Raw genomic sequence first — 22648 nt, 5'->3', positions numbered from 1 at the left:
GGCGAAACCTCCGGTCCGCGAACGCGCCTGTAATTACTGGTTTTGGCTATCGACGACGTTGATGCGTACGTCAAGAGCCTCGCCGTCGCCGCCAGTCTGGGCACCACGCACCGGGGCGGCGCCCAGATGATCCAGGGCGCAGGCGACACGCACATGACTCTCTTCCGGGCATTTGCCCAGGGCTGGATCAAAACCGATCCAGCCATAGTCCGGAATATAGGCTTCGGCCCAGGCATGGGCAGCGTGCCGAACGCTGCTGTCCTCGGGCAAAGCGATATGGCCGCTGACGAAGCGCGCGGGCACATTCATCTCCCGGGCGCAGGCGATGAAGATGTGGGCGAAATCGGCGGCTACGGCCGCGCCGGCGGCATAGGCGCGGGCGGCGGTGGTGACGCCGTGGGTCGGGTCAGTGTCGAAATCGAGCTTTTCGTGCAGAGTGTCGAGGAGGGTGTGCAGGCGTGCGTGATCGCTGTCCCCCTCCATGGAGGCGGCCAGAGCCTTCAGGCGTTCGTCGGCGATGGCAAGGGGCGATTGGCGCAAATAAAGTTCGGGCGGAAAGCGTTCAACCGCATTGCGGACGAAACCGGACGTGTCGAAGGTCTCCACCTCGCCCTCGGCGCTGACGATGAGCTGAGGGATGGGGCCCATGGCCGTAAAGGTGTGAACGAGGTTGCCGAAGCCATCCTCGGACGATTTCAGGACGCAATTGGCATCGATATCGAGCCGCCAGTCGATGACGTGCTGTCCCTCATGATTGCGCGGCGTCATCCGCAGCACTTGAATCACCGAACGTGGCGGCGTCGCATAGGTGTAGACGGTTTCGTATTGGATGCGGATGCGCATGGCGGCTCAATGATGGAGATATTGTTCGGCGATCAAGGCACCGAGACGGTTGTTGTCTTCGATGAATTTGGTGACGAACTCATGCAGGCCTTGCTGGAAGATGCTTTCCATCGAAGCGCTGTCGATACGGCGCAGGATGTTGCGTGCATGGCGCTGGGCAATACCCTGCTTGCCGTAAGCCTTGCCGAGACTGTCGAGGAAGCGGGTCAGGCCGTCATAGCAATAGGCGAGCGAGCGCGGCATTTCCTTGCGCAGGATAAGAAGGTCGGCGATGAGCCAGGGTTTGACGCTCTCGCGATAGACCCAGTGATAGGCGGTCTGGGCCGAGACGGCACGCAGGATCGCCGTCCACTGGAAATAGTCGAGGGAGCCACCGACTTCCTCGGTCTTCGGTAGGAGGACGTTATATTTCACGTCCATCAACCGCGCGGTATTGTCGGCACGCTCGCAATAGAGGCCGATGCGATTGAACCAATAAGCGTCGTTGCGCAGCATGGTGCGGTAGGAAGAGCCGTCGAAATCGAGCGAAACGGCTTTGACGAATTCGAGGAACGGCTGAATGCTGTCGGCGCCCGAATATTCGCCGCCACGCCGCTTTTCCTCCATGGCTTTGAGTTCGAGCCAGCCGGCATTGATCGATTGCCACATTTCCGCGGTCAGCGCCGTGCGGATGGTCCGCGCATTGATGCGGGCCTGTTCGAGACAACGGCGGATCGATGACGGATTGGCTTCGTCGAAGGTCAGAAAGAAAACGACGTTACTTTCCGTCACTTCCGAGAAACTGGCCTTGAAGCTGTTCAGAGCGCCAACGGCCGCGAGCGCGCTTTCCCATTCGCTTCCCGAGCGGCGATAGTTCCGTGGCAAAGCAGCGAGACGCGCTGTCACCTCGATGATGCGGGCGGTGAAATCGGCGCGTTCGATATAGCGCGCGAGCCAATAGAGATTTTCTGCGGTGCGGGCGAGCAAAGGATCAAGCTCCCTGGCTCGGGTTTGCGTCTTCGATGATCCAGGTATCCTTGGTGCCACCGCCCTGGCTCGAGTTGACGACGAGCGAACCGGCGCGCATCGCCACGCGGGTCAAACCGCCCGGCACCACGTGTACGCCATTGGCGCCCGTGAGCACGAAAGGCCTGAGGTCGACGTGACGCGGCGCGATGGAATCGTCGACGAAAGCCGGGCAGGTGGAGAGCGCCAGGGTCGGCTGGGCGATGTAGTTGGCGGGATCGGCATCGAGCCGTTTGGCGAATTCGTCGATGTCGGCTCGGGTGGCGTGCGGGCCGACCAGCATGCCGTAACCGCCGGAGCCGTTGACCTCCTTGACGACCAGTTCGTCGAGATGCTCGCGCACATATTTATAGGCGTCGGGCTCTCGGCAGCGCCACGTCTGCACGTTGCCGAGCTTCGCCTCCTGTCCCGTATAAAATTTCACGATCTCGGGCATGTAGGAATAGATCGCCTTGTCGTCGGCAACGCCGGTGCCGACCGCATTGGTGATAGTCACGTTGCCGGCGTAGTAGGCGTTCATCAGTCCGGGCACGCCGAGCGCCGAATCCGGATTGAACGAAAGCGGATCGATCCAGTCGTCGTCGACCCGTCGATAGATGACGTCGACACGTTTCGGTCCTTCGGTCGTCTTCATATAGACGACCTCTTCGCGCACCGAGAGATCGTGGCCTTCGACCAGTTCGATACCGAGGCGGTCGGCCAGGAAGGAATGCTCGTAATAGGCGGAATTGTACTGGCCTGGTGTCAGTAGAACCACTGTCGGTTCGCCGCGGGCGGAGGAGGGGGTGACGGAGCGAAGTGCCGCGAGCAGAGCGTCGGCATAATTGTCGACGGGGGCGATGCGATAGGCGGAAAAGAGATCCGGCATCAATCGCATCATCACTTCGCGGTTCTCCAGCATATAGGAGACGCCGGAGGGCGTTCGAGCATTGTCTTCCAGCACGAAGAATTCGCCTTCGCCGGTGCGCACCAGATCGATACCGGCGATGTGCACCCAGACGTTGTGCGGCACACGCCGTCCCGCCATTTCCGGACGGAAGTAGGCGTTGCGATAGATGATGTCGGGGGGCAGAACGCCAGCTTTCAGAATTTCGCGGGCGCCATAAATGTCGGACAGGAACATATTGAGCGCGTTGACGCGCTGGACGAGGCCAATCTCAAGGGCCGACCATTCCGATTGGCTGACGATGCGCGGAATGATGTCGAAGGGGATGAGGCGCTCGGTGTCGTCATTGCCGCCGTAAACGGCGAAGGTGATGCCGATGCGGCGGAACATCAATTCGGCCTGGGCGCGGCGGGTCGCCAAAATGTCGGAAGGGGTTTTCTTCAGCCAGTCGGCGACGCCTGCGTAAAGCGCGCGAGTCGTCTCGCCATATCCATTCATCTCGTCAAAAAATCTGGTCTTGCTCATGCGCGCTGGAGACCCCCGTGGCCGGTTGGTTCGGCCGGAGCAATCATCGTACCAGCAGCGCGTGAGCGCAATATCCGCAATTTGACCAGTGCGCGGGCGCTCGTGCCCGCGCATTAGCCAGGTCGCCTAGACTAAGAGCAGTAGTGCGAGGAGATTATTCGGCGGCCGCGCCGGCCACTTCCGGGCGCCGCGTGCGCCGACGGCGGCGGAATGTGCGCCGGCCCCAGATGATCAGCCCGGTGGTCAGCAGCAGTGCGAAGGCCAGCGACAGAATCAGATTCACGACGCCACCCCAGATGCCGAAGAAAACGCCTTCGTGGAACGTGCGCGGCAGATTGAGGGGAGCGGGCTTCAATCCTTCCGGCGTCACCAGATAGGTGCGCTGGGTCGTGCCGTCGTTGATCCGTGCCATCTGGCGGCCGCCGCGCTCACGAATGAATTCGAGGCCCGAAAGATCGTGTTGGGCGGCGAGCATGCGCACGGCTTCGCGGATCGGCACCGGTTTGCCGCGCGGCGCGGGATCGGAAAAGGTGACGCCGAGCGCCATGAACAATCCGGAAAGGGCGCTGAGGAAAAGCAGCGGCAACAGAGTCCAGGCGGTGATTTTATGCCAGCCTGACATAGTGTTAGCCAGGCGCGGCAGGCCCATGAAAATGCCCATCGCGATGATGAACAGCATTGCCACCGTCGACCAGGTCACGACCCAACGCAGGTCGAACAGAAAATGTTCGTGCAGGCCGCGGGAGGACCGGATGACCTGGCTCAGCATGTTCCGATCCGTCGTTTCGGCGCCGGTCTGCGTATCGATCACGGTGCCACGCTCGCCCCGGCCACCGCCCAGGGTGAAGGTGCCTGCATAGGTGTCGACGGATAGGGCCCGGACCTTGTTGTCGGGATCGTATTTCTGGATCCAGCTTTCGATCTTGTCCTGCGTGAGCGAGGCCGGTTTGATGGAGCCAGCCTGGAGGAGGGGCTGTAGCGACAGCAGCAACCCGGTCACGATGATGATCGCCAGGGGAATGGCGAAAATCACCGCGATCCAGCGGTGCAGACGCAACAACAGGGCTTTCGACATCACAACCTCCAGCTCGGTCTCCTTGGATGCCAGAGCGGAGAGGTCCGCGCAAATAACTTATCGGTAATTTTACGCCTGTGTTTCCAGAAGTTTAGAGCTATTCCAAAGTGCGGGACCGGGTGTGGATCTCATCCGCTGCGAGAGGCCCTCATCGTGGAAATTGGCTTTCGTTCGCGGATGCGATATGGCAAGCGCCTCCCAGGTGGCCGTCCGGCTCCTTTTCCCGTTCCCTTTCAAGCTTTTGTTATGACCGATCCCGTCAGCCGCCGGCGCACCTTCGCCATCATTTCCCATCCCGACGCCGGTAAGACCACTCTGACCGAGAAATTGCTGCTGTTCGGCGGTGCCATTCAGCTCGCCGGTGAGGTGCGCGCCAAGGCGAACCGCCGGCAGACGCGCTCCGACTGGATGGGGATCGAGCGTGAGCGTGGCATCTCGGTCGTCACTTCGGTGATGACGTTCGAATATGGCGACTGCGTCTTCAATCTGCTCGATACGCCGGGTCACGAAGACTTCTCCGAAGATACCTATCGCACGCTGACGGCTGTGGATTCGGCCGTCATGGTCATCGACGCTGCCAAGGGCATCGAGGATCGGACGCGCAAATTGTTCGAGGTTTGTCGCCTCCGCGACATTCCCATCGTCACCTTTATCAACAAGCTCGACCGCGAAACGCGCGATCCCTTCGATTTGCTCGACGAGATCGAGAAGACCCTGGCGCTCGACGTGGCGCCGATGACCTGGCCGATCGGGCGTGGTCGCTCCTTCGCCGGCACCTACGATATTCAGGCGAGTGCCGTGCGGCCGGTCGAAGGTGAGCAGGAGCTGCGGCCGGTCAACGGACCGGAAGATCCCTCGATCGCGGAAATGCTGCCTGAACATGAGCGTGAAGCTTTCGCTGAAGAGCTGATGCTGGCGGTCGAGGGCCTCAAGCCGTTCGACAAACAGGCTTTTCTCGAAGGCCATCTGACGCCGGTTTATTTCGGCTCGGCGTTGCGCACCTTCGGCGTCAAGGATCTGATCGATGCGATGGCGGCTTTTGCGCCGCCGCCGCGTGGCCAGGAATCGGCGACGCGTCTGGTCGCGCCGCGCGAGCCGAAGATGAGCGGTTTCGTCTTCAAGATCCAGGCGAATATGGATCCGAATCATCGCGACCGCATCGCCTTCATGCGGGTGTGTTCGGGCAAGCTGGCGCGCGGCATGAAGGCCAAGATCGTGCGCACCGGCAAGCCGATGGCACTCAATTCGCCGCAGTTCTTCTTTGCCCAGGAACGTGCCATCGCCGACGAGGCCTATGCCGGCGACGTGGTGGGCATTCCCAACCATGGTGTGCTGCGCATCGGCGACACGCTGACCGAGGGCGAGGACATCGTGTTTCGCGGCGTGCCGAGTTTCGCGCCGGAAATTTTGCGCCGCGTCAAAATTGGCGATGCGATGAAGGCGCGCAAACTGCTTGAGGCCTTGCAGCAGATGGCCGAGGAGGGCGTCGTGCAGCTCTTCCTGCCAAACGACGGATCGGGCGCGCTCGTCGGCGTCGTCGGCGCGCTGCAGCTCGACGTGCTGAAAGAGCGGCTGGCCGCCGAATATGGCCTGCCTGTGAGTTTCGAGAACAGCCGGTTTGAATTGTGTCGCTGGGTTTCAAGCGATGATCGCGCCGAACTCGACAAATTCCTGCGTGCTTTCCCCTCGTCCATGGCCGCCGATCTCGATGGCGCGCCGGTCTTTATGGCAGCTTCCGCCTGGGCACTGAATTACGAGCAGGAGAAATGGCCGAAGATCGCTTTTTCGGACATTAAGGACTATCAGAAGAAAGCTGCATAAGACCGGGCGGAGGGGGCATGACTCAAATTTTACCCGTCGTGGTGTGTGGCGGTTCTGGTACGCGCATCTGGCCCCTGTCGCGCGAAAGCTTGCCCAAGCAGTTTCTGCCATTGGTCGGCTCGCAATCGACCTTCAAGACCTTGCTGTCGATCCTGGCGTCCGACGCGGCTTTCGCGCCACCGGTCGTCATCTCCAATCATGATTATCGTTTCCTGGTCGCCGAGCAGATGGCCGAGGCAGGAGTCGAGGGCGAGATCATTCTCGAAACCGCGCCGCGCGACACCGCTGCCAGTGTCGCGGTCGCCACCGAACTGGCGCTGCGCCGATCGCCAGATACGATCGTCGGCGTTTTTGCCGCTGATCATGCGATTGCCGATGCGGTAGCTTTCGAGACGTTGTGTCGGCGGGCGGCTGCGGCCGCATCGCAGGGCGAACTCGTTGGCCTCGCCGTAAAGCCCGCTTATCCGGCGACGGAATATGGCTATATGCAACCGACTGGCGCGCTTGCTTCCGGCCTTTCCAAGATCGGCGCTTTTGTCGAAAAGCCCGATGCGGCAACGGCCGCCCGTCTGATCGACGAAGGCTATCTGTGGAATTCCGGCGATCTGTTTTTCCGTGCCGATGTGATGGCCGGCGAGATCGCGACCCATGGGCCGGAACTCGCGGCCGCCGCACGCGCCTCGCTCGATCAGGCGAAGCCCGATCTGCAGTTTCTGGTTTTGCCCGCCGCGCCGTTCGAGGCAACGCCCGCTCAGTCGATCGACACGGCCGTGGTGCGTAAATCCGCCCGCGCGGCGATGATCGTCGGCGAATTCGGCTGGGCGGATACGGGTAATTGGCCGGCCGTTCACGCACTTTCGCCGCGTGACGAACGCGGCAATAGCGTGCGCGGTGACGGTATCGTGCTCGATGCATCGAATGTCTTCATCCGGTCGGAAGAAGGGCTGACCGCGGTCATCGGCGTCGACAATGTGGTGGTGGTTTCAACTGGCGACGCGGTTCTCGTGGCTAATGCCGAACAAGCGGGCAAGATTCGCGATCTCGTCGATCAGATGAAACGGGCCGGCCGGCGTGAGCCGCTGGAACACAAACGCATCTATCGTCCGTGGGGCTATTATCAGAGCGTCGATCATGGCGCGCGCCATCAGGTCAAACGCATTAGCGTCAAGCCGGGCGGCAAGCTGTCGTTGCAGAAACATTTCCACCGCGCCGAGCACTGGGTGGTGGTCAAAGGCATCGCCGAAGTGACGCTCGACGGCACGATCTCTCTGTTGAAAGAGAACGAGTCGATCTATCTGCCGATCGGCTGCATTCACCGCCTTGCCAATCCTGGCGAGATCGATCTCGAAATCATCGAGGTTCAGACCGGCGGTTATCTCGGCGAAGATGACATCGTCCGCATCGAAGACATTTATAACCGCAACTGATCGTCGCGATTTACTCTAGCCGGCGTTGGTATAGGCCTTCTGCGAGAAGACGGTCAGCAGCATGATCTTAATGTCGAACCAGAGCGACCAGTTGTCGATGTAAGTCAGATCGTGCTCGACGCGCGCTCGCATTTTCTCTTCCGTATCGGTTTCGCCGCGATAGCCGTTGACCTGCGCCCAGCCGGTGATCCCCGGCTTGACGTTATGGCGGCGGGCATAGAGCGCGATGTTGTGCATGTAGTGCTGATCGTGCGCCATGGCATGTGGGCGCGGGCCGACGAGCGACATGTCGCCCCGCACGACATTGATCAGTTGCGGTAGTTCATCGATGTTGCAGCGGCGCAGGATACGGCCGAGGCGAGTGATCCGCTTGTCGTTGGCGGTCGCCTGCTGAATGGTGCGGCCATTGTCCATGGTCGTCATGGAGCGGAACTTGATGATGTTGAACGGCACCTGATTGAAGCCGTAGCGGCGTTGCTGGAACAGGGCCGGGCCTTTTGAATCCAGCCGGATCGCCAGGCCGGTGAGCAGCAACAGCGGGCTCAGCAGAATGAGGGCCAGTGAACCGATGACGATATCGAATGCGCGCTTGGTGACGACTTCCAAGGTCGATAGCGGCCGGCGCACCAGGTGCAGGGTCGAGATATTGCCAATTCGTTCGATGTGAACGTCGCGGAAGCGGTCGAGCACACGCTCCGGGCCGAGATGAATAGCGGCGGGCACGCGCAGGAAGGCGCTGATAGAGGCTTCGATCGTTTCCTGGTTCGACCAGGGCACGAGGATGAACACTTCCTCCGGGCGCAGCACGCGGGCCGAAGCGGCGGCGAGCGCCAGATCGTCGCGAAGGCTGTCGGGCCCACGCAGGACCGAAGCGGCGACGACGCGCATGCCGATGTCCCACGGCTTGTAGGTATCGATGAAGCGCTGGATTTCCTCCTCGAAGCCGACGAGATAGATGCGCTTCTGGGCGACACTGCCGTTGCCCGAACGGTCGGCGACGATGCGCACCAGAGCCAGACGCATCAGCAGCACCGAGCCGAGGCCGCCGACGTAAAAGAAGACCATGGCGCCCCGCGAGAATTCAGCGCTGGTTTTGGCCAGGAAGGCCAACATGATCGTGCTGGCGAAGGCGACATTCCAGAGCACGACGGTGCGGCGCATGTGGCTGCGGAAGGTCAGGTAGTTGGGGAACATATACTCGCGCCGCATCATGTTCGGCACGATGAACAGGGCCGCCATCAAATAGCCCTGGGTGCCGATCGGCTGGAACGCGGGGGCGTGGGGATAGGCGAGGTAGTGATAGACGAACCAGGTGATGACGGCGCTGGCCAGAATGGCGAGGGCATCGCAGGTGGCGGCGATAATGGAGAAAACGATTCGCACCACGGCCGGAGAGACGACGGACGTGGCCGTGCCACGCCAGCGGACGAGCGATCCCGTCTTTCGGGGATATGTCACATAATCCTGCGTGGCCACCGATGCCTGCCTCAAAATGGTACACCGGCGCCCCGTCCTGACACGATCGGACCTGCTTTCACCGGGTTTGTACGGGAGGCTGCAAAGGCTGCGCCCTGGAGGACTGTCTCGAGGGGAAAAACGGCGGCGTTTCTCTTGACCGGCGGCCGGCAGAAGCGGCATCGTCGGGCGCAATTTCAGCGGTTTGCGCAGGGGGTTCGTGATGGCATCCAGAATCGGAAAATTAGCCGGAAAATTCGCGATGACGGGTGCCGCGCTGGCGCTTCTGGGCGCCATCCAGCCGACCCTGGCGCGGCCGCAGTTGCCGGCCGAGTACCGCTATCAGCCCTATACGGGCTCGCTGCCGGCCTGCTGGGACAATAGCGTGCTGGGCACCATCCAGAGCCGCTTCGCATCCAAGGAGTCGGAATACTGGAACTCGGCTTTGCAGATCGTGGCCTACGATCGCATCCACGAGACCGGCTTCCGCTCCAATGGCTCCGACTACATCCCGCGCCGTTACTGCACGGCACGCGCCTATATGAATGATGGGCGCTGGCGCCAGGTGACCTATTGGGTCGGCGAAAACCTCGGCTTCATCGGCTGGGGGTGGGGCGTCGAATGGTGCGTTGCCGGCGTCGACCGCAACTATGCCTACGGGCCGGCTTGCCGGGCGGCGCGCCGCTGACGGGACGCCCATGCCGATCCGATCTCTCCTGATCTTGCTGCTGGCGGTCTTCAGTTTGCCGGCGGTGGCGCAATATCGCGGCGGTAACAACGATTGCGTTCTCGATCGCTGCGAGGATCGCCAGGGCAATAGCGACCGCAATCAGGATCGTCGGCAGCCTTCCAATCGGGACGATCGGAGCCAGGACAACAATCGGGGTGGTTGGTTTGGCGGTCCGCGTCGCGATCAGGCGACATCAGTCGCGCCGGGGCCGTTCGATTTCTACGTGCTGGCCTTGAGCTGGTCGTCGAGTTTCTGCGCGTCCGGCAACAATGACGATCGCGATCAATGCCAGATCGGTTCGAACCATGGTTTCGTCGTTCATGGCTTGTGGCCGCAGTATGAACGGGGCTTTCCGTCGGATTGTCCGAGCCCGATCCGCAATCCTCCGGCGAGCGCCATGCGCGATGCGGAGGGTGTGTTTCCCGATCTCGGCCTTGCCCGTTACGAATGGCGCAAGCACGGCACCTGTTCCGGCCGGTCGCCGAGCGAATATTTCGCTGACGTTCGGCGGGCCCGCAACAAAGTCGAGATTCCGCAGGAATTGCAGCAGCCGCGTTCCGCCCAGCGCGTATCGCCGCTCGATATTCAGCGCGCTTTCATCGATGCCAATCGCGGTTTGCGGCCTGGCATGATGGCGGTGGCGTGCCAGCGTGGCATGTTGCAGGAAGTGCGCATTTGCCTGAGCAAGGATTTGCGCGACTTCAGGCCGTGTCCGGAAGTGACGCGTCAGGCTTGCCGCTCGCAGCAGATCAATGTGCCGCCGGTCCGTTAGCTATCCGCTATGAACTATCGCCACGCTTTCCATGCCGGCAATTTCGCCGATGTTTTCAAACACGCCATCGTCGCGCGCATCCTTCTGTATTTGATGCGCAAGGAAACGCCGCTGCGTTACATCGATACCCATGGCGGCACGGGCCTTTACGATCTGGGCGACGAGCGGGCGGTGCGCACGGGCGAATGGCGCGGCGGCATTGCCCGTATCCTCACAGCATCGCGGCCGCCCGAAATCGAGGCTTTGCTGGCAGATTGGCTTGCGGTTGTCGGCGCTGGTGACAAAGAAGGGCGCCCCGCTGTTTATCCCGGATCGCCCGCGGTGGCGCAGCGGATGCTGCGCACGCAGGATCGGTTGACGGTCTGCGATCTGCACGACGAGGACGTCCGTACCCTGGCACGCAAACTCGGGCGTGATCGGCGGCTGAAGGTGATTGGCATCGACGGCTATACGGCGCTGAAAGCCTATGTGCCGCCGGTCGAACGGCGCGGACTGGTTTTGATCGATCCGCCGTTCGAGGCCGCCGATGAATTCAGGCGCATGGGCGATGCTGTGGCCGCGGCTTGGCAAAAATGGCCGACGGGCACCTATGCGCTCTGGTATCCGGTGAAGGATGCCGATGTCGTCGACGATTTTTATGAGGGCTTGGCTGAGGCAGGTGTGACGCGTTTGTTGCGCGCCGAACTCGATGTCGGCCGCCGTGATGAAACCTCGACGAAACTGTCGGGGTGTGGGCTGGCGATCATCAACCCGCCGCATACTTTGCCGGCGGAGATCGAAACCCTGGCGCCATGGTTCGCGCAGGTGATGGCGCAGGGCCGCGCGCGCTGGACGTGTCGTTGGGCGGTGGCTGAGACGGCGTAAATACAAAAGAACCGGCGATCGAAGTCGCCGGTTCTTTGTTGGGCGTTGGCTTCCTAGAAGCGGTAGTTCAGACCAGCGCGGATGATCGAGCCGCGATAGCCCGAGTTGCTGACGATCGGGACCACGCCACCGTTATTGTTGTTGCCGACCTGGGTGTAGAGATATTCGGCTTTGGCGGAGATGTTGCGGTTGATCGCATATTCGACGCCACCGCCGATCACCCAGCCGTTACGCCAGGAATTGGCCGAGTAAACCGCCGGAACGGTGGTGTCGGTGATCGTCGAGTTGATGTTGCCGCCTGCGTAACCGCCGGTGATGTAGAGCAACGTGCGATCGAAGGCGACGACGCCGGCGCGCGCGCGGATTGTGGCGAAGCTGTTCATCTTGGCACGCATGAAGATCGGTCCGGGCAGGGTGCGGTTGGCGGTCATGCCGGCCCAGCTCATGTCGCCTTCAAGACCGACGACGAACATGTTGTTGACCTGATAGTTGTAGCCAAGCGTACCGCCGACCATGCCGCCACTGGCGGAGCCGAAATCGTTCGAGCCGCGGCCGAGACGGCCGAAAGCGCCGCCGCCGGAAAGACCGGCGTAGAAACCTGTCCAGGTGAAAGCGGGCTGGGTGAAGATGGGGGCCGGCGGCGGAGCGGGTTCAACACGGCGGGGCAGGTCGGCCGCCAGCGCAGCTCCGCTTATCATCACAAGCGCGACCGCGGCCGTCGCAACCGAATACTTTTTCATTCCGTCTCTCCAATTCCGAATCCGCATCAGGCCCGCTCGCGGCACCGGATGACGATCGTCACTTGGCCAGTGGAATGTGTCGCTGAATCGGTCGTAATCGTGCAGGTTCGGGGAGATTTCGTGCCGTCTCTGCCTTGGATGAGGCCGGCGCGCCTGCCGTTTGTGGCCCCTGCGGACGGGAAAAATCCCGCTGCTGTGAAATCCCGCCCATCTTCGCTGTCGAATTCGTGGTACTTGCCGCTATTGTGGCCCGGTGATGGCAGAAGATGGGAAAGGCGCCGCAGGCGGCGGATAGATGGTGACAGTGGAGCAGACGACGGGGGCGGGCGTTGCGCTCGTGACAGGCGCGGCGCGGCGAATCGGCCGGGCCATTTCGAAACGGTTGGCGCAGGAGGGCTATGCCCTGGCACTGCATGCCTCGGAGCGCTCGTATGCCGAGGCGGAGCTATTGGCGCGTGACATCGTACAGGCGGGTGGGCGTGCCCATGTCATCGTGGCCGATCTGATGGAGACGCCGGCGCCGGCTCTGGTCTTCGAGCAAGCAGCCCGCACTTTTGGCGGCGTGACGCTGCTCATCAACAATGCCTCTTTGTTCGAACAAGATACGCCGGCGACTTTCGATACGGACTTTTTCGATCGAGCGATGGCGGTCAACCTGCGCGCACCGTGTGCGCTGGCGGCGCTGATGGCGCAGGCTTTGCCTGAAGGTGCGACCGGCGCGATCGTCAACATCGCCGATCAACGCGTCTGGCGTCTCAATCCGCATTTCTTCAGTTACACACTGACCAAGGCGGCGCTGTGGACGGCGACGCAGACCATGGCGCAGGCTTTCGCGCCGCGCCTGCGCGTCAATGCGGTGGGGCCGGGTCCAGTCTTTCCCAACGTCATGGACGGCACCGACGGTTTCGAGCGCGAGGCGGCCAACATTCCGCTTGAACAGGCGGTCGCGGCGGAAGATGTGGCGGATGCGGTGGCCTATCTGGCGCGGGCGCGCAGCGTGACCGGCCAGATGATCGCCGTTGACGGCGGCCAGCACATCGCCTGGAAAACGCCTGACGTGACCAACGATCTTTAAAGCGTTTTCGAGCGAAGTGGATACCGGTTCGCGTGAAGAAAACGCGTCAAAACAAGAGCCTGAAGTCTTTCACCGTTTCAAAGAAACGGTGAAAGACTCTAGTGCGAGCGCGCGGCCTCGCGCCAGCCGATGCTGCGTTCAGGCGGCAGTGCGCGGCGGCCGCGAATCCGTTCCAGGATCAGCGTCTGATCCGCATCCGAGCCGGCGCTCTCGGCGAAGCTGAGGAACATCTGTTCCAGGAGATCCTGCTGCGCGTGACTGCCGCCAAGGCGGTGCATGGTGGGCAGTACCGGGCGCATCAAGTCGATCGCTTCTCTCGATCGTCCGTCTGCCTGGGCAAGGATGGCTTTGCAGAGCGGCAGCGCGATGGTGCGCACGAGCGGCGAGAGGTCGCCGACATTGCGCAGCACGAAATCCTCCATGCCTTTGATGAAATGGACCGCCTCGGCATGATGGCCGGCGCGGGCCAGCGCCAGTACCCAATGGGGCAGGGTGAAAGGATTGCGGCAATCGCCGATGCGCGGTTGCGCTTTCGCCGCGATTTCCTGCCAGCGGTCGCCGACATCGATGCCCTGCCGTTCTAAGCGCCAGAGCGCCGAGGCGGCATTCTGAATGTCGATGTAGAGATCGGGCATGGCGGTGGTGGTGATCGAATTGAGATCGCGGAAGCGATCATCGTAAAGGCGTAGTGTCTCATCGAATTCCGCGCGTTCGATATGATAGAGCGCGCGGTGCCACCACAAATGATGGAGCAGATTGTTGCCGCCTTCCCAATGCGGCTCCATCGCCGAGAGAAAAGCGATACCTTCCGCGCGGCGCCCCTGCATTTCGAAGACATGGGCGAGGGCATGGGTGGCCCACACGTCGGTTGCGTCGATGGCGATGGCTTCGCGGGCGCAATTCTCGGCGATCAGATAGCTGCCGCACTCCTCATGGGCGAACGCGCGGCAAGCCAGCACCGTGCCGTAGGCGGGAAGCTCCCGACCGTAATGCGATAAGGTTGTTTCCGCTTGCGCGAACAACAGTTCCGGCCGGCCGCACCAGAAGCCCAGCAAATGGTGCATGCGGAAAGCGAGGATGTCGTGCGGCCATTGCGTTGCGATGGCGCTCCAGGCGGCGAGCGTGCGGTCATGCTCGCCTGATATCCAATGGCTGAGAGCCGCGACATGGGCCTGTTCACGCGGGCTGGTGCGTGGCGCGAGTGTCTGAGCCTTCGCCAGCGACGTGCGGGCGAAGTCCACATTGGTCTCGTTGAACGACATCATCGAAAAGGCGCTGCGCAAGACATGCGCCATGCAGAAGTCGGGATCTTCGGCGAGGCAGGATTTCAACCGTTGCGAGACATTGAAACGGTTGAGCAAATAGCCGTCGATGGTGTGATCATAGGCGGCGGCGGCCGTGGCCGAAGCACAGGTGAGTTCGAGACCTTGCGCGTCGCGGAACATCCGCTCAGTCCGCCGTCGGCAACCGCCGGATGGTGAATTCGATGCGGCCGTCCTCCAGCTCACGCCAGAATTCGATTTCGGTCATATAGGCAGCCTTGGGGAAGCGGTCGAACCATTCGCGCGCCTTGGCGCGCGCGGCGGGGCGCGCCATGGTGAAGGTCTCGCGGCGCCAACCGCCAGCGCTTTTCGTCCGTTCGCCTAGCGCCTGGGCTATTTCGCCCGGCGACTTTCGCTGCACCCGCATACTCAACTCCGCGTTCAACGTCGCAAACATAGCGTGCCTCCGCGGTTGTTGCGAGTCGGGGGAAGCGTGCGAAATCGATGCGACCAGGGCGTGACGGCGGTTCAGCGGCGCGAATCAGTGATCGATTCGTCGATCAAACGGGCCAATGTCTCGGGGTCCTGCGGAAAACCGGCGCGAATCCAAAGGGCTTGCAACCGTTTCAAAGTGGCGCCGATGGCCGGTCCTGCGTCGATACCGCGCGCCAGAATATCGGCGCCGGTGACCGGCAGGCGGATTTCCGGCGTGTCGCGCAGGAAATGAAAGGCCGATCGCCATGCCGGATCGTCGGCGGGGGCGGTACTCGCCGCTTGCGCCAACAGAAGGCCATCGAGCGCGGCGCGTCGTCCGTGGACATAAAGAAAAGCGCTCAATTCACCATGCGGCGGCGGCATGTTGCGTCCGTGCAGGGCGGTGGCCGCCGCCGCCGCTTGGATCAAACGCTGTTCCTGCTGATTCGATAGCCGAAGGCGTTCGCGCAGACGTGCTCCATCCTCCTCCACCAGGACGCAGGCGGCAGCAAGCCGCAGAACGGCGTCTCCGGGCAGGTCATGCATCTGTTCGATGGCGATGAAGCGGGCCAGCGGCGCGGCATTGACGACCCCGGCGATCAGCGGCCCCAGAAGACCTGCCTGGGTCATGTCGGCGACGACATCTGCGGCGCGGCGGGCGAGCAGCAGTTTCAGCACTTCGGCTTGGATGCGTTCGCGCGACAGGCGTTCCAAGCCATGGCGCTCGGCGATGGCGGCCTCGACGGCCTCTTGGTCTGGCGGTCCTTCGCCATAGGCGGCGTGAAAGCGGAACAGCCGCAGGATGCGCAGATAATCTTCGCGAATGCGCTGGCGCGCTTCGCCGATGAAGCGCACATGGCGGGCGGCAACGTCGTTTATGCCATCGGTATAGTCGTAGAGTTTACCCGAGGCATCGACGGACAAAGCATTGATGGTGAAGTCGCGGCGCAGCGCATCGGCGCGGAAATCGCGGCCGAAACGCACGACTGCATGGCGACCATCCGTTGCAATATCCTCGCGCAGGCTCGTCACTTCGAACGTCGTGCCGTCGACAAGCACGGTGACCGTGCCGTGTTCGATGCCGGTTGGGATGGTGCGCAACCGGGCGGCCTGGCATCGCTCCTGCACGACGGCCGGCAAGGCGGTGGTCGCGAGATCGACTTCATGCACCGACTGACCGAGGAGGGCGTTGCGGACCGCTCCACCGACGACGCGCGTTTCCTCGCCATCGCCATTCAAGACGTCGAGCAGGAGCCGCAGTTTCGGATCGTTGAGAAAGCCGGCGCCTTCGATCCGGCCGTCGATGATCCGCGCGTTCACGCGTAAAGCCTTTCGTAGAAATTATAGAGAATGCCGGCGGTAGCGCCCCAAATGTAATGGTCGCCGAAGGGGATGGCGTAGAAAGAGCGCATGATGCCTTCGAATTCGCGATGATGCAGATGGCGATTGCCGGGCTCCATCAGGAAGGCGAGGGGCACTTCGAAGGCGGCATCCACTTCATCGGGATTAAGAGTGTAGACGAGGTCCGGCTTGATGATGGCGACCACCGGGATAATGCGATAGCCGGTGCCGGTCTGATAGGGATCGAGATAGCCGACGGGCAATGCATCGGCCGGTTGCAGGCCGACCTCTTCATAGGCTTCGCGCAGAGCCGTATCGATGGGGGTGGCATCCTCCGGATCCATGCGGCCACCGGGAAAGGCGACCTGGCCGGCATGGGCGCGCAGCTTGCTCGTGCGTTGGGTGAGCAGCATGGTCGCGCCCTGGGGATGGGCAACCACGGGCACGAGGACGGCGGCCGGCTTGCCTAGGCCGTCATAGGTAAAGCGTTCGCGGTTGAGATTGTGGTCGCCGCGTCGCGGCAGGATGCGTGTGAAGGCATCCTGTGGCAGTTCGAGGCTCAGCTTGTCACGTCCGCGCGTCTCGACCTCCGCCGCGGTAAAGGCGGCGGTCGGCGATTGAGCCTTGTCGATGCGGTCGTCCATCCAGCCTTCGCTCACACCAAACCCTCGATCTCGTCAGCCGGCGCCATGGGAAAGAAGGAACCGGCCGAGGCGATGCCGAACATGGTCCGGCCATCGATATCGCGGGTCTCGCCGCGTTCGACAAGATCATAGAAAATCGGCCGGGTGACCAGCGCCCAGAGGTCACCGCGCACGCGGATATAGGGCTTGAGGCCCTCCGAAGGTCCCGGTTCGAAGCGCAGCGGATGGTCCGCGTCGGCGCTGACATGGTCGTCCACATTGGTGCGGAAGGTCAGCGTGCCGTCCTTCTCGAGACATTCGACTGCCAGGAAGGGCGCGTCCTCGACCGCCACCGAGACTTTTTCGACCGGCGTGACCAGCATGTGGCCCTCGGGGTCCTTGCGCAGGATCGACGCGAAGAGTTTCACGAGAGGCAGGCGGCCGATCGGCGAATTCTGGTAGAACCAGGTGCCGTCGCGGGCGATGCGCAGGCCGATATCGCCGCAATAGGGCGGGTTCCACAGGTGGACGGGCGGCAGACCGCGTTCGCCGGCCACGCGAGCGGCCGAGGCCAGATTGTTCAATTCCGCCGCCGTTTCGCCGCCTGTTGTCGCCTTTGCCGCCATATTCCCGCGCGCTTTCGGTGAACACTGCCAAATGAATCACGGATGATTTGGGTTGTGGATGCCCGATTGGGAACCAATCTTGCTAGCAGAATATGCCGGGAATTCGATCCGGCGCATTTTCCTGTGGCAAAGGGCGCCAGCCCGGTGGCTGGGCGCCCGAACTGCCGGGATTGTGAAGACCCGGTCATCGACAACCGGCGAGGGGCCTCTAAACTGGCCTAAATTTCGTATCCGGCGGATCAGGAACGGTTCGCGCTGCCTGAAGGAGGCACAATGAGTGCGGTGACGGAACAGCAGCCGGTCTCCATCGAGGAGGCAGCGGTTCGACAGGCCGAACAGGCCCTGGAAAAGGTTGCCGCCGCCCGCGCCGCCATTGGGACGGTCATTTTCGGTCAGACCCAGGTGGTCGAGGAGACCCTGGTGACCCTGATCGCCGGTGGCCATGGTCTGCTGGTCGGCGTGCCCGGTCTTGCCAAGACCAAACTGGTGGAAACGCTGGGCACGGTTCTCGGCCTCGACGCGCGACGGGTGCAGTTTACGCCCGATCTGATGCCGGCCGATATTCTGGGCTCCGAAATCATGGAAGAGGCGGCCGACGGCAAGCGCGCCTTCCGCTTCGTGCGCGGACCGATCTTCGCGCAATTGCTGATGGCCGACGAAATCAATCGCGCCAGCCCGCGTACCCAATCGGCGCTTTTGCAGTCGATGCAGGAATATCATGTGACGGTGGCCGGTGAGCGGCACGATCTGCCGCGGCCCTTCCATGTGCTGGCGACGCAGAACCCGCTGGAACAGGAAGGCACATATCCGCTGCCGGAAGCGCAGCTCGACCGCTTCCTGATGCAGATCGACGTGTCCTATCCCGATCGCGCCGCCGAGCGCCGCATTTTGATCGAGACCACTGGCGAGAGTGAAGCGACACCGCGTGCGGCCATGACCGCCGAGGATCTGATGGCGACGCAGCGACTCGTGCGCCGTCTGCCGGTCGGCGATCGTGTCGTCGAAGCCATTCTCGATGTGGTGCGCACCGCTCGCCCGGGCGAAGGCGACAAGGAGATCACGCAGCATATCGCCTGGGGGCCGGGACCTCGCGCCGCGCAGGCGCTGATGCTGGCGTCGCGTGCCCGCGCTTTGGTCGGTGGCCGTTTGGCGCCGTCGCTTGACGATATCAAGGCGCTGGCTGAGCCGGTGCTGAAGCATCGCATGGCGCTAACCTTCGCCGCGCGCGCGGAGGGTGAAACGGTCGCAGGGGTCATCCAGCGTCTCGTGGAAAGGATTGGCTGACGGATGGTCGATGCCCGTCTCCTCGACAAGCAGGAGAGCGCGCTCGGTGCTACGCACAGCCACGACGCGCTGTCCCTGGCGCGGCGTCTGCCCAGTCTTGTCGTAGCCGCCAAACAGGTGGCTGCCACGGTCATGCACGGCGTCCATGGGCGTCGTCGGGCCGGCATAGGTGAGACGTTCTGGCAATTCCGTCCTTTCGTCTGGGGCGAGTCGACCACGCGGATCGATTGGCGCCGCTCGGCGCGAGACGATCGGATTTATGTGCGCGAACGCGAGTGGGAAGCGGCGCATACGGTGTGGGTCTGGGTCGATCGTTCGCCGTCCATGGCCTATGTCTCGACGCTGGCGGCGCAATCGAAGATCGATCGTGCGGTCGTGCTCGGTCTTGCCGCCGCCGATCTTCTGGTGCGCGGAGGCGAGCGCGTCGGCATTCCCGGCCTCATGCGGCCTGTCGCGGCCCGTAACGTTGTCGATCGTTTTGCCGAAGTGCTGATCGAGGAAGAAAAGCGCAACAGCTACGTCGCCGCCGAACTGCCGCCGCGAGAAGCGTTGGCACCGCGTTCGCAGGCGATCGTTATCAGCGATATGCTGTCGGATCCGGCGGAGATCGAAACGACTGTTCATGGCATGGCGGCTCGTGGCGCCATGGGCCATGTGGTGATGATCGCCGATCCGGTGGAGGAGACTTTTCCGTTCGCCGGGCATGTCGAATTTCTCGATGTCGACAGTTCCGCGCGGCTGCGCGTCGGCGAGGCGCAATCGTTCAAGGCTGAATATGTGGCGCGTCTGGCCGCCCATCGCGACCGGGTGCGGGCCATCTGCGTCTCGCGGGGATGGAGTTTCGCCATTCATCGCACCGACGTGCCAGCGTCGCAGGCTTTGCTTGCGCTGCGGCTGCGCGTTGAAGCAGCACAGGGAGGCACTTGATGCTCGGCCTTCCGCTCGCCTTCACCGCACCGCTGGTTCTGGCCTCGCTCGCGCTGCTGCCGCTGCTCTGGTATTTGCTGCGCATCACGCCGCCACGGCCGAAGCCCATCGCCTTTCCGCCGTTGAAGCTGATCCTCGATCTGCAACCGAAGGAAGACACGCCGGCTCGGACGCCCTGGTGGCTCTTGCTGATGCGCTTGCTGCTGGCCGCTGCCATCATTCTGGCGATGGCGGGGCCGGTATGGAATCCGCGCCCGGTGACCGAGACCGGCAAGGGGCCGTTGCTGGTGATCGTCGATGACGGTTGGCCGGCGGCGGTGCAATGGAATTTGCGCGTGTCGGCCGCGAGCGAGGCGATTGCCTCGGCCGCGCGTCAGGGTCGCGCGAGCGCCGTTGCCGCCGTGTCGGAAGGGGTGCGCGACATTGCCATCAGCGATCCGGCGAAGGCGACCGAACGGCTGCGCGCGATGAAGCCGGTTCCTTATACGCCGGAACGGCCAGCGGCGCTTACGGCCGTTCGAAAATTCCTCGCCGCCAATCCGCAGAGCGATGTTCTGTGGATCGCCGATGGCGTTGCTGCTGGCAATGCGCGGGGCTTTGCCGAAGGGTTGATTGACGCGGCCGGCGATACCGCCAGCGTGCGCGTGCTCACCGCGTCGCAAACGCCCTTGGCGTTGGGCGGCGCGCAAAATGCCGCCGGCGCGCTCGACGTGCGGGTGTTGCGCGCCGGGCCTGGCGGTATGGCGCAAGGCCAGTTGCGCGCTTATGACCTCAAAGGCCTGCTGATCGGTGAAACGCGTTTTGCGTTTACCAGCGGTAATAATGAAACCAGTGCGCGCTTCGAACTGCCGGTCGAGTTGCGCAATGAAATCGCCCGCATCGAAATCGATCAGGAGCATTCGGCTGGTGCGGTGACCTTGCTCGACTCGCGTGCCAAGCGGCGGCGTGTCGCCATTGTCACGGGTGTGACGGCCGATGTGGCGCAACCACTGCTATCGCCTTCGTACTATGTGACGCGGGCGCTTGGTCCTTATGCCGACGTGCGCGAGCCGCGTGCCGGCACGCGCGATCCGGTGAGCGCGGCGCTGGACGATCATCCGTCGGTGTTGGTCCTGGCCGATGTCGGTGTGGTGAGCGGTCCGGCGCAGGAGAAACTGCGTCAGTTTATCGATGAGGGGGGCGTGCTGCTGCGTTTCGCCGGCAGCCGGCTCGCCGCATCGACCGATGAATTCGTGCCGGTGCGTCTGCGCCGTGGCGGGCGCGTGCTGGGTGGCTCATTGTCCTGGGATACGCCGCGCCGGCTGGCGCCGTTCGATCGCGAGTCGCCGTTCTATGGCCTGCCGGTCAGCGAGGAAGTGGCGGTGACGCGGCAAGTGCTGGCCGAGCCGGAAGCCGGCCTGCCGGGCAAGACCTGGGCTGCGCTGGAAGACGGCACGCCGATGGTAACGGCGATGCGCAGCGGCAAGGGCATGATGGTTCTGGTGCATGTGACCGCCGACACCACATGGTCGAACCTGCCGCTGTCGGGTCTGTTCGTCGACATGCTGCGCCGGATCGTTGCCATGTCGGGTGAAAGCGCGACAGGCAGTGAAAGCGGAACGGCTTCAGGAGAAGGACAGGTGAACCGTACCGAGACGGCAGCTCCCACGCGCACGCTCGATGGTTTTGGTGTGCTCGGCACGCCGCCCGTGACGGCTAAGCCCATTCAATTGGATCACGACGGCATCGGCAGTGCCGATCATCCGCCGGGCTTCTATGGTCCGCTGACGGCTTTGATCGCGGTGAACACGTTGTCGCCGCAGGATAAGTTGGAGGCTGCCAATTTCAGCGGCCTGCGGCTGGAGAGCCAAGCCTTGCGGCCGGCCGATCCGATCGATCTGCGGCCCTGGCTGATTGCTTTGGCCTTTGCCCTTTATCTGGCGGATGCCTTGGCTTCGATTTGGCTCGGCGGCGGTCTGGCGGCGTGGCGGCGTGGCCGTAAGGTCGGCGGTGCCGCGGTCGCTGGCGGCTTGTTGCTGATGGCGTTCGCGGTCGGACAAATTGTGCAGAGCCTGCCGGCCTCGGCGCAGGCGCAGTACAGCCCGTCGCCGTTTCCGCGCCAGCCCGATTTCCGGTTTCCCGGGCGGGTGCAGGCGCCGGCCACCTTGGGTGACATTCATCCGGCTTTGGTCACGCGTCTGGCTTATGCGGTTACCGGCGATGCGCGCGTGGATGAGGCGAGCCGCGTTGGTTTGTTGGCACTGTCGCGGGCCTTGGCGGCGCGCACGGCTTTGACGCCGGGCGATCCGATGGGCGTCAATCCGGCCAAGGATGAACTGACCTTCTTCCCGTTGATCTATTGGCCCATCGTTGCTTCGGCGCCGCAGCCGTCGCCCGATGCGGTGGCGCGTATCTCCAACTTCATGAAACAGGGCGGCACGATCGTCTTCGATACGCGCGATGCGATGACGAGCCGGCCCGGTGAGGCGCCGACGCCGGAGACGCAATGGCTGCGCACGCTGCTCGCCGGCGTCGATGTGCCGGAGCTGGAAGTGGTGCCGCGCGATCATGTGGTGACGAAGACATTTTATCTGCTCGACAATTTCGTCGGTCGCACGACCGTTGGGCAGACCTGGATCGAAGCTCTGCCGCCGCCGACGGAAGATCCGGCGCAGCGTCCGGCGCGTGCCGGCGACAGCGTGTCGCCCATCATCATCACGTCGAACGATCTGGCGGCCGCTTGGGCGATCGATACCAGCGGTCAGCCGCTCTATCCGCTGATCCCGGGCACCAATCGGCAGCGGGAAATGGCGATCCGTGGCGGCGTTAATCTCGTCATGTATACGCTGACCGGCAATTACAAATCCGATCAGGTGCATGTGCGTGACCTGCTCGAGCGGCTGGGACACTAGAC

20 protein-coding genes are annotated in these 22648 nt (G+C 62.9%); 9 read left to right on the top strand and 11 right to left on the bottom strand.

Going from position 1 to position 22648, the window contains the following annotated elements; translation table 11 throughout:
- Window positions 1–33 precede the first annotated feature (33 nt).
- The 4 genes from OIM99_RS19485 to OIM99_RS19470 all read right to left on the bottom strand — a co-directional run bounded on the left by OIM99_RS19485 (window position 34) and on the right by OIM99_RS19470 (window position 4334).
- Entirely contained in the window at window positions 34–843 is an 810-nt protein-coding gene (locus OIM99_RS19485; protein WP_311852113.1) for a transglutaminase family protein, read from the bottom strand.
- 6 nt (window positions 844–849) lie between these two features.
- The gene (locus OIM99_RS19480) at window positions 850–1809 is read right to left on the bottom strand and encodes an alpha-E domain-containing protein (protein ID WP_311852112.1); all 960 of its coding nucleotides are present in this window, start codon (window positions 1807–1809) and stop codon (window positions 850–852) included.
- Between the two features lie 4 nt (window positions 1810–1813).
- On the bottom strand, window positions 1814–3259 hold the full coding sequence (locus OIM99_RS19475) for a circularly permuted type 2 ATP-grasp protein (protein WP_311852111.1): 1446 nt from the start codon (window positions 3257–3259) through the stop codon (window positions 1814–1816).
- A gap of 154 nt (window positions 3260–3413) precedes the next feature.
- Window positions 3414–4334 (bottom strand): PepSY-associated TM helix domain-containing protein, encoded by a 921-nt coding sequence (locus OIM99_RS19470; protein ID WP_311852110.1) that lies wholly within the window; start codon window positions 4332–4334, stop codon window positions 3414–3416.
- Window positions 4335–4580: 246 nt separating this feature from the next.
- On the opposite strand from OIM99_RS19470, the gene OIM99_RS19465 reads away from it, so the two are divergent.
- On the top strand, window positions 4581–6155 hold the full coding sequence (locus tag OIM99_RS19465; protein WP_311852109.1) for a peptide chain release factor 3: 1575 nt from the start codon (window positions 4581–4583) through the stop codon (window positions 6153–6155).
- Between the two features lie 17 nt (window positions 6156–6172).
- Entirely contained in the window at window positions 6173–7582 is a 1410-nt protein-coding gene (locus tag OIM99_RS19460; RefSeq protein WP_311852108.1) for a mannose-1-phosphate guanylyltransferase/mannose-6-phosphate isomerase, read from the top strand.
- Between the two features lie 15 nt (window positions 7583–7597).
- On the opposite strand, the gene OIM99_RS19455 is transcribed toward OIM99_RS19460, so the two are convergent.
- A complete protein-coding gene (locus tag OIM99_RS19455) occupies window positions 7598–9040 on the bottom strand; it encodes an undecaprenyl-phosphate glucose phosphotransferase (protein ID WP_311852107.1) in 1443 nt (480 codons plus the stop codon).
- 259 nt (window positions 9041–9299) lie between these two features.
- Here OIM99_RS19455 and OIM99_RS19450 point away from each other — a divergent pair, with 259 nt between their 5' ends.
- From OIM99_RS19450 to OIM99_RS19440, 3 genes are read left to right on the top strand one after another with little or no spacing between them, the layout of a single operon-like run.
- The gene (locus tag OIM99_RS19450) at window positions 9300–9725 is read left to right on the top strand and encodes a hypothetical protein (protein WP_311852106.1); all 426 of its coding nucleotides are present in this window, start codon (window positions 9300–9302) and stop codon (window positions 9723–9725) included.
- A gap of 10 nt (window positions 9726–9735) precedes the next feature.
- A complete protein-coding gene (locus tag OIM99_RS19445; RefSeq protein WP_311852105.1) occupies window positions 9736–10539 on the top strand; it encodes a ribonuclease T2 in 804 nt (267 codons plus the stop codon).
- Window positions 10540–10548: 9 nt separating this feature from the next.
- Complete coding sequence (locus tag OIM99_RS19440; RefSeq protein ID WP_311852104.1) at window positions 10549–11403, top strand: 23S rRNA (adenine(2030)-N(6))-methyltransferase RlmJ; 855 nt, start codon at window positions 10549–10551, stop codon at window positions 11401–11403.
- 53 nt (window positions 11404–11456) lie between these two features.
- Here OIM99_RS19440 and OIM99_RS19435 read toward each other — a convergent pair whose 3' ends face one another.
- Window positions 11457–12143: an outer membrane beta-barrel protein gene (locus OIM99_RS19435; protein ID WP_311852103.1), complete on the bottom strand. Its 687-nt coding sequence runs from the start codon at window positions 12141–12143 to the stop codon at window positions 11457–11459.
- 295 nt (window positions 12144–12438) lie between these two features.
- Here OIM99_RS19435 and OIM99_RS19430 point away from each other — a divergent pair, with 295 nt between their 5' ends.
- The gene (locus tag OIM99_RS19430; RefSeq protein WP_311852102.1) at window positions 12439–13218 is read left to right on the top strand and encodes an SDR family oxidoreductase; all 780 of its coding nucleotides are present in this window, start codon (window positions 12439–12441) and stop codon (window positions 13216–13218) included.
- Window positions 13219–13316: 98 nt separating this feature from the next.
- Here OIM99_RS19430 and OIM99_RS19425 read toward each other — a convergent pair whose 3' ends face one another.
- The 5 genes from OIM99_RS19425 to OIM99_RS19405 form a co-directional block, all read right to left on the bottom strand.
- On the bottom strand, window positions 13317–14663 hold the full coding sequence (locus tag OIM99_RS19425; protein ID WP_311852101.1) for a tetratricopeptide repeat protein: 1347 nt from the start codon (window positions 14661–14663) through the stop codon (window positions 13317–13319).
- A 4-nt stretch (window positions 14664–14667) separates the two neighbouring features.
- Window positions 14668–14907, bottom strand: coding sequence for a hypothetical protein (locus OIM99_RS19420; protein WP_311852100.1), 240 nt, complete (start codon window positions 14905–14907; stop codon window positions 14668–14670).
- A 101-nt stretch (window positions 14908–15008) separates the two neighbouring features.
- Window positions 15009–16274, bottom strand: a complete 1266-nt coding sequence (locus OIM99_RS19415) for a CCA tRNA nucleotidyltransferase (RefSeq protein ID WP_311852099.1) — start codon at window positions 16272–16274, stop codon at window positions 15009–15011.
- A complete protein-coding gene (locus OIM99_RS19410) occupies window positions 16271–16954 on the bottom strand; it encodes a CoA pyrophosphatase (protein WP_311852098.1) in 684 nt (227 codons plus the stop codon). The genes OIM99_RS19415 and OIM99_RS19410 overlap by 4 nt, the downstream gene beginning before the upstream one ends.
- The gene (locus tag OIM99_RS19405) at window positions 16951–17544 is read right to left on the bottom strand and encodes a DUF1285 domain-containing protein (protein WP_311852097.1); all 594 of its coding nucleotides are present in this window, start codon (window positions 17542–17544) and stop codon (window positions 16951–16953) included. The genes OIM99_RS19410 and OIM99_RS19405 overlap by 4 nt, the downstream gene beginning before the upstream one ends.
- 273 nt (window positions 17545–17817) lie before the next feature.
- On the opposite strand from OIM99_RS19405, the gene OIM99_RS19400 reads away from it, so the two are divergent.
- The 3 genes from OIM99_RS19400 to OIM99_RS19390 are packed head-to-tail and all read left to right on the top strand — an operon-like array spanning window position 17818 to window position 22646.
- Window positions 17818–18828, top strand: a complete 1011-nt coding sequence (locus OIM99_RS19400; protein ID WP_311852096.1) for a MoxR family ATPase — start codon at window positions 17818–17820, stop codon at window positions 18826–18828.
- 3 nt (window positions 18829–18831) lie between these two features.
- Complete coding sequence (locus OIM99_RS19395; RefSeq protein ID WP_311852095.1) at window positions 18832–19755, top strand: DUF58 domain-containing protein; 924 nt, start codon at window positions 18832–18834, stop codon at window positions 19753–19755.
- Window positions 19755–22646 carry a DUF4159 domain-containing protein gene (locus tag OIM99_RS19390; RefSeq protein WP_311852094.1) on the top strand — a complete coding sequence of 964 codons (2892 nt, stop codon included), beginning with the start codon at window positions 19755–19757 and terminating at the stop codon, window positions 22644–22646. The genes OIM99_RS19395 and OIM99_RS19390 overlap by 1 nt, the downstream gene beginning before the upstream one ends.
- Window positions 22647–22648 lie beyond the last annotated feature (2 nt).

The organism is Methylocella sp. CPCC 101449 (genome assembly GCF_031921685.1).
Classification (GTDB): Bacteria; Pseudomonadota; Alphaproteobacteria; order Rhizobiales; family Beijerinckiaceae; genus Terripilifer.
Note: the sequence above shows the minus strand (reverse complement) of the source record. Positions and strands in the feature narration are given on the sequence as shown.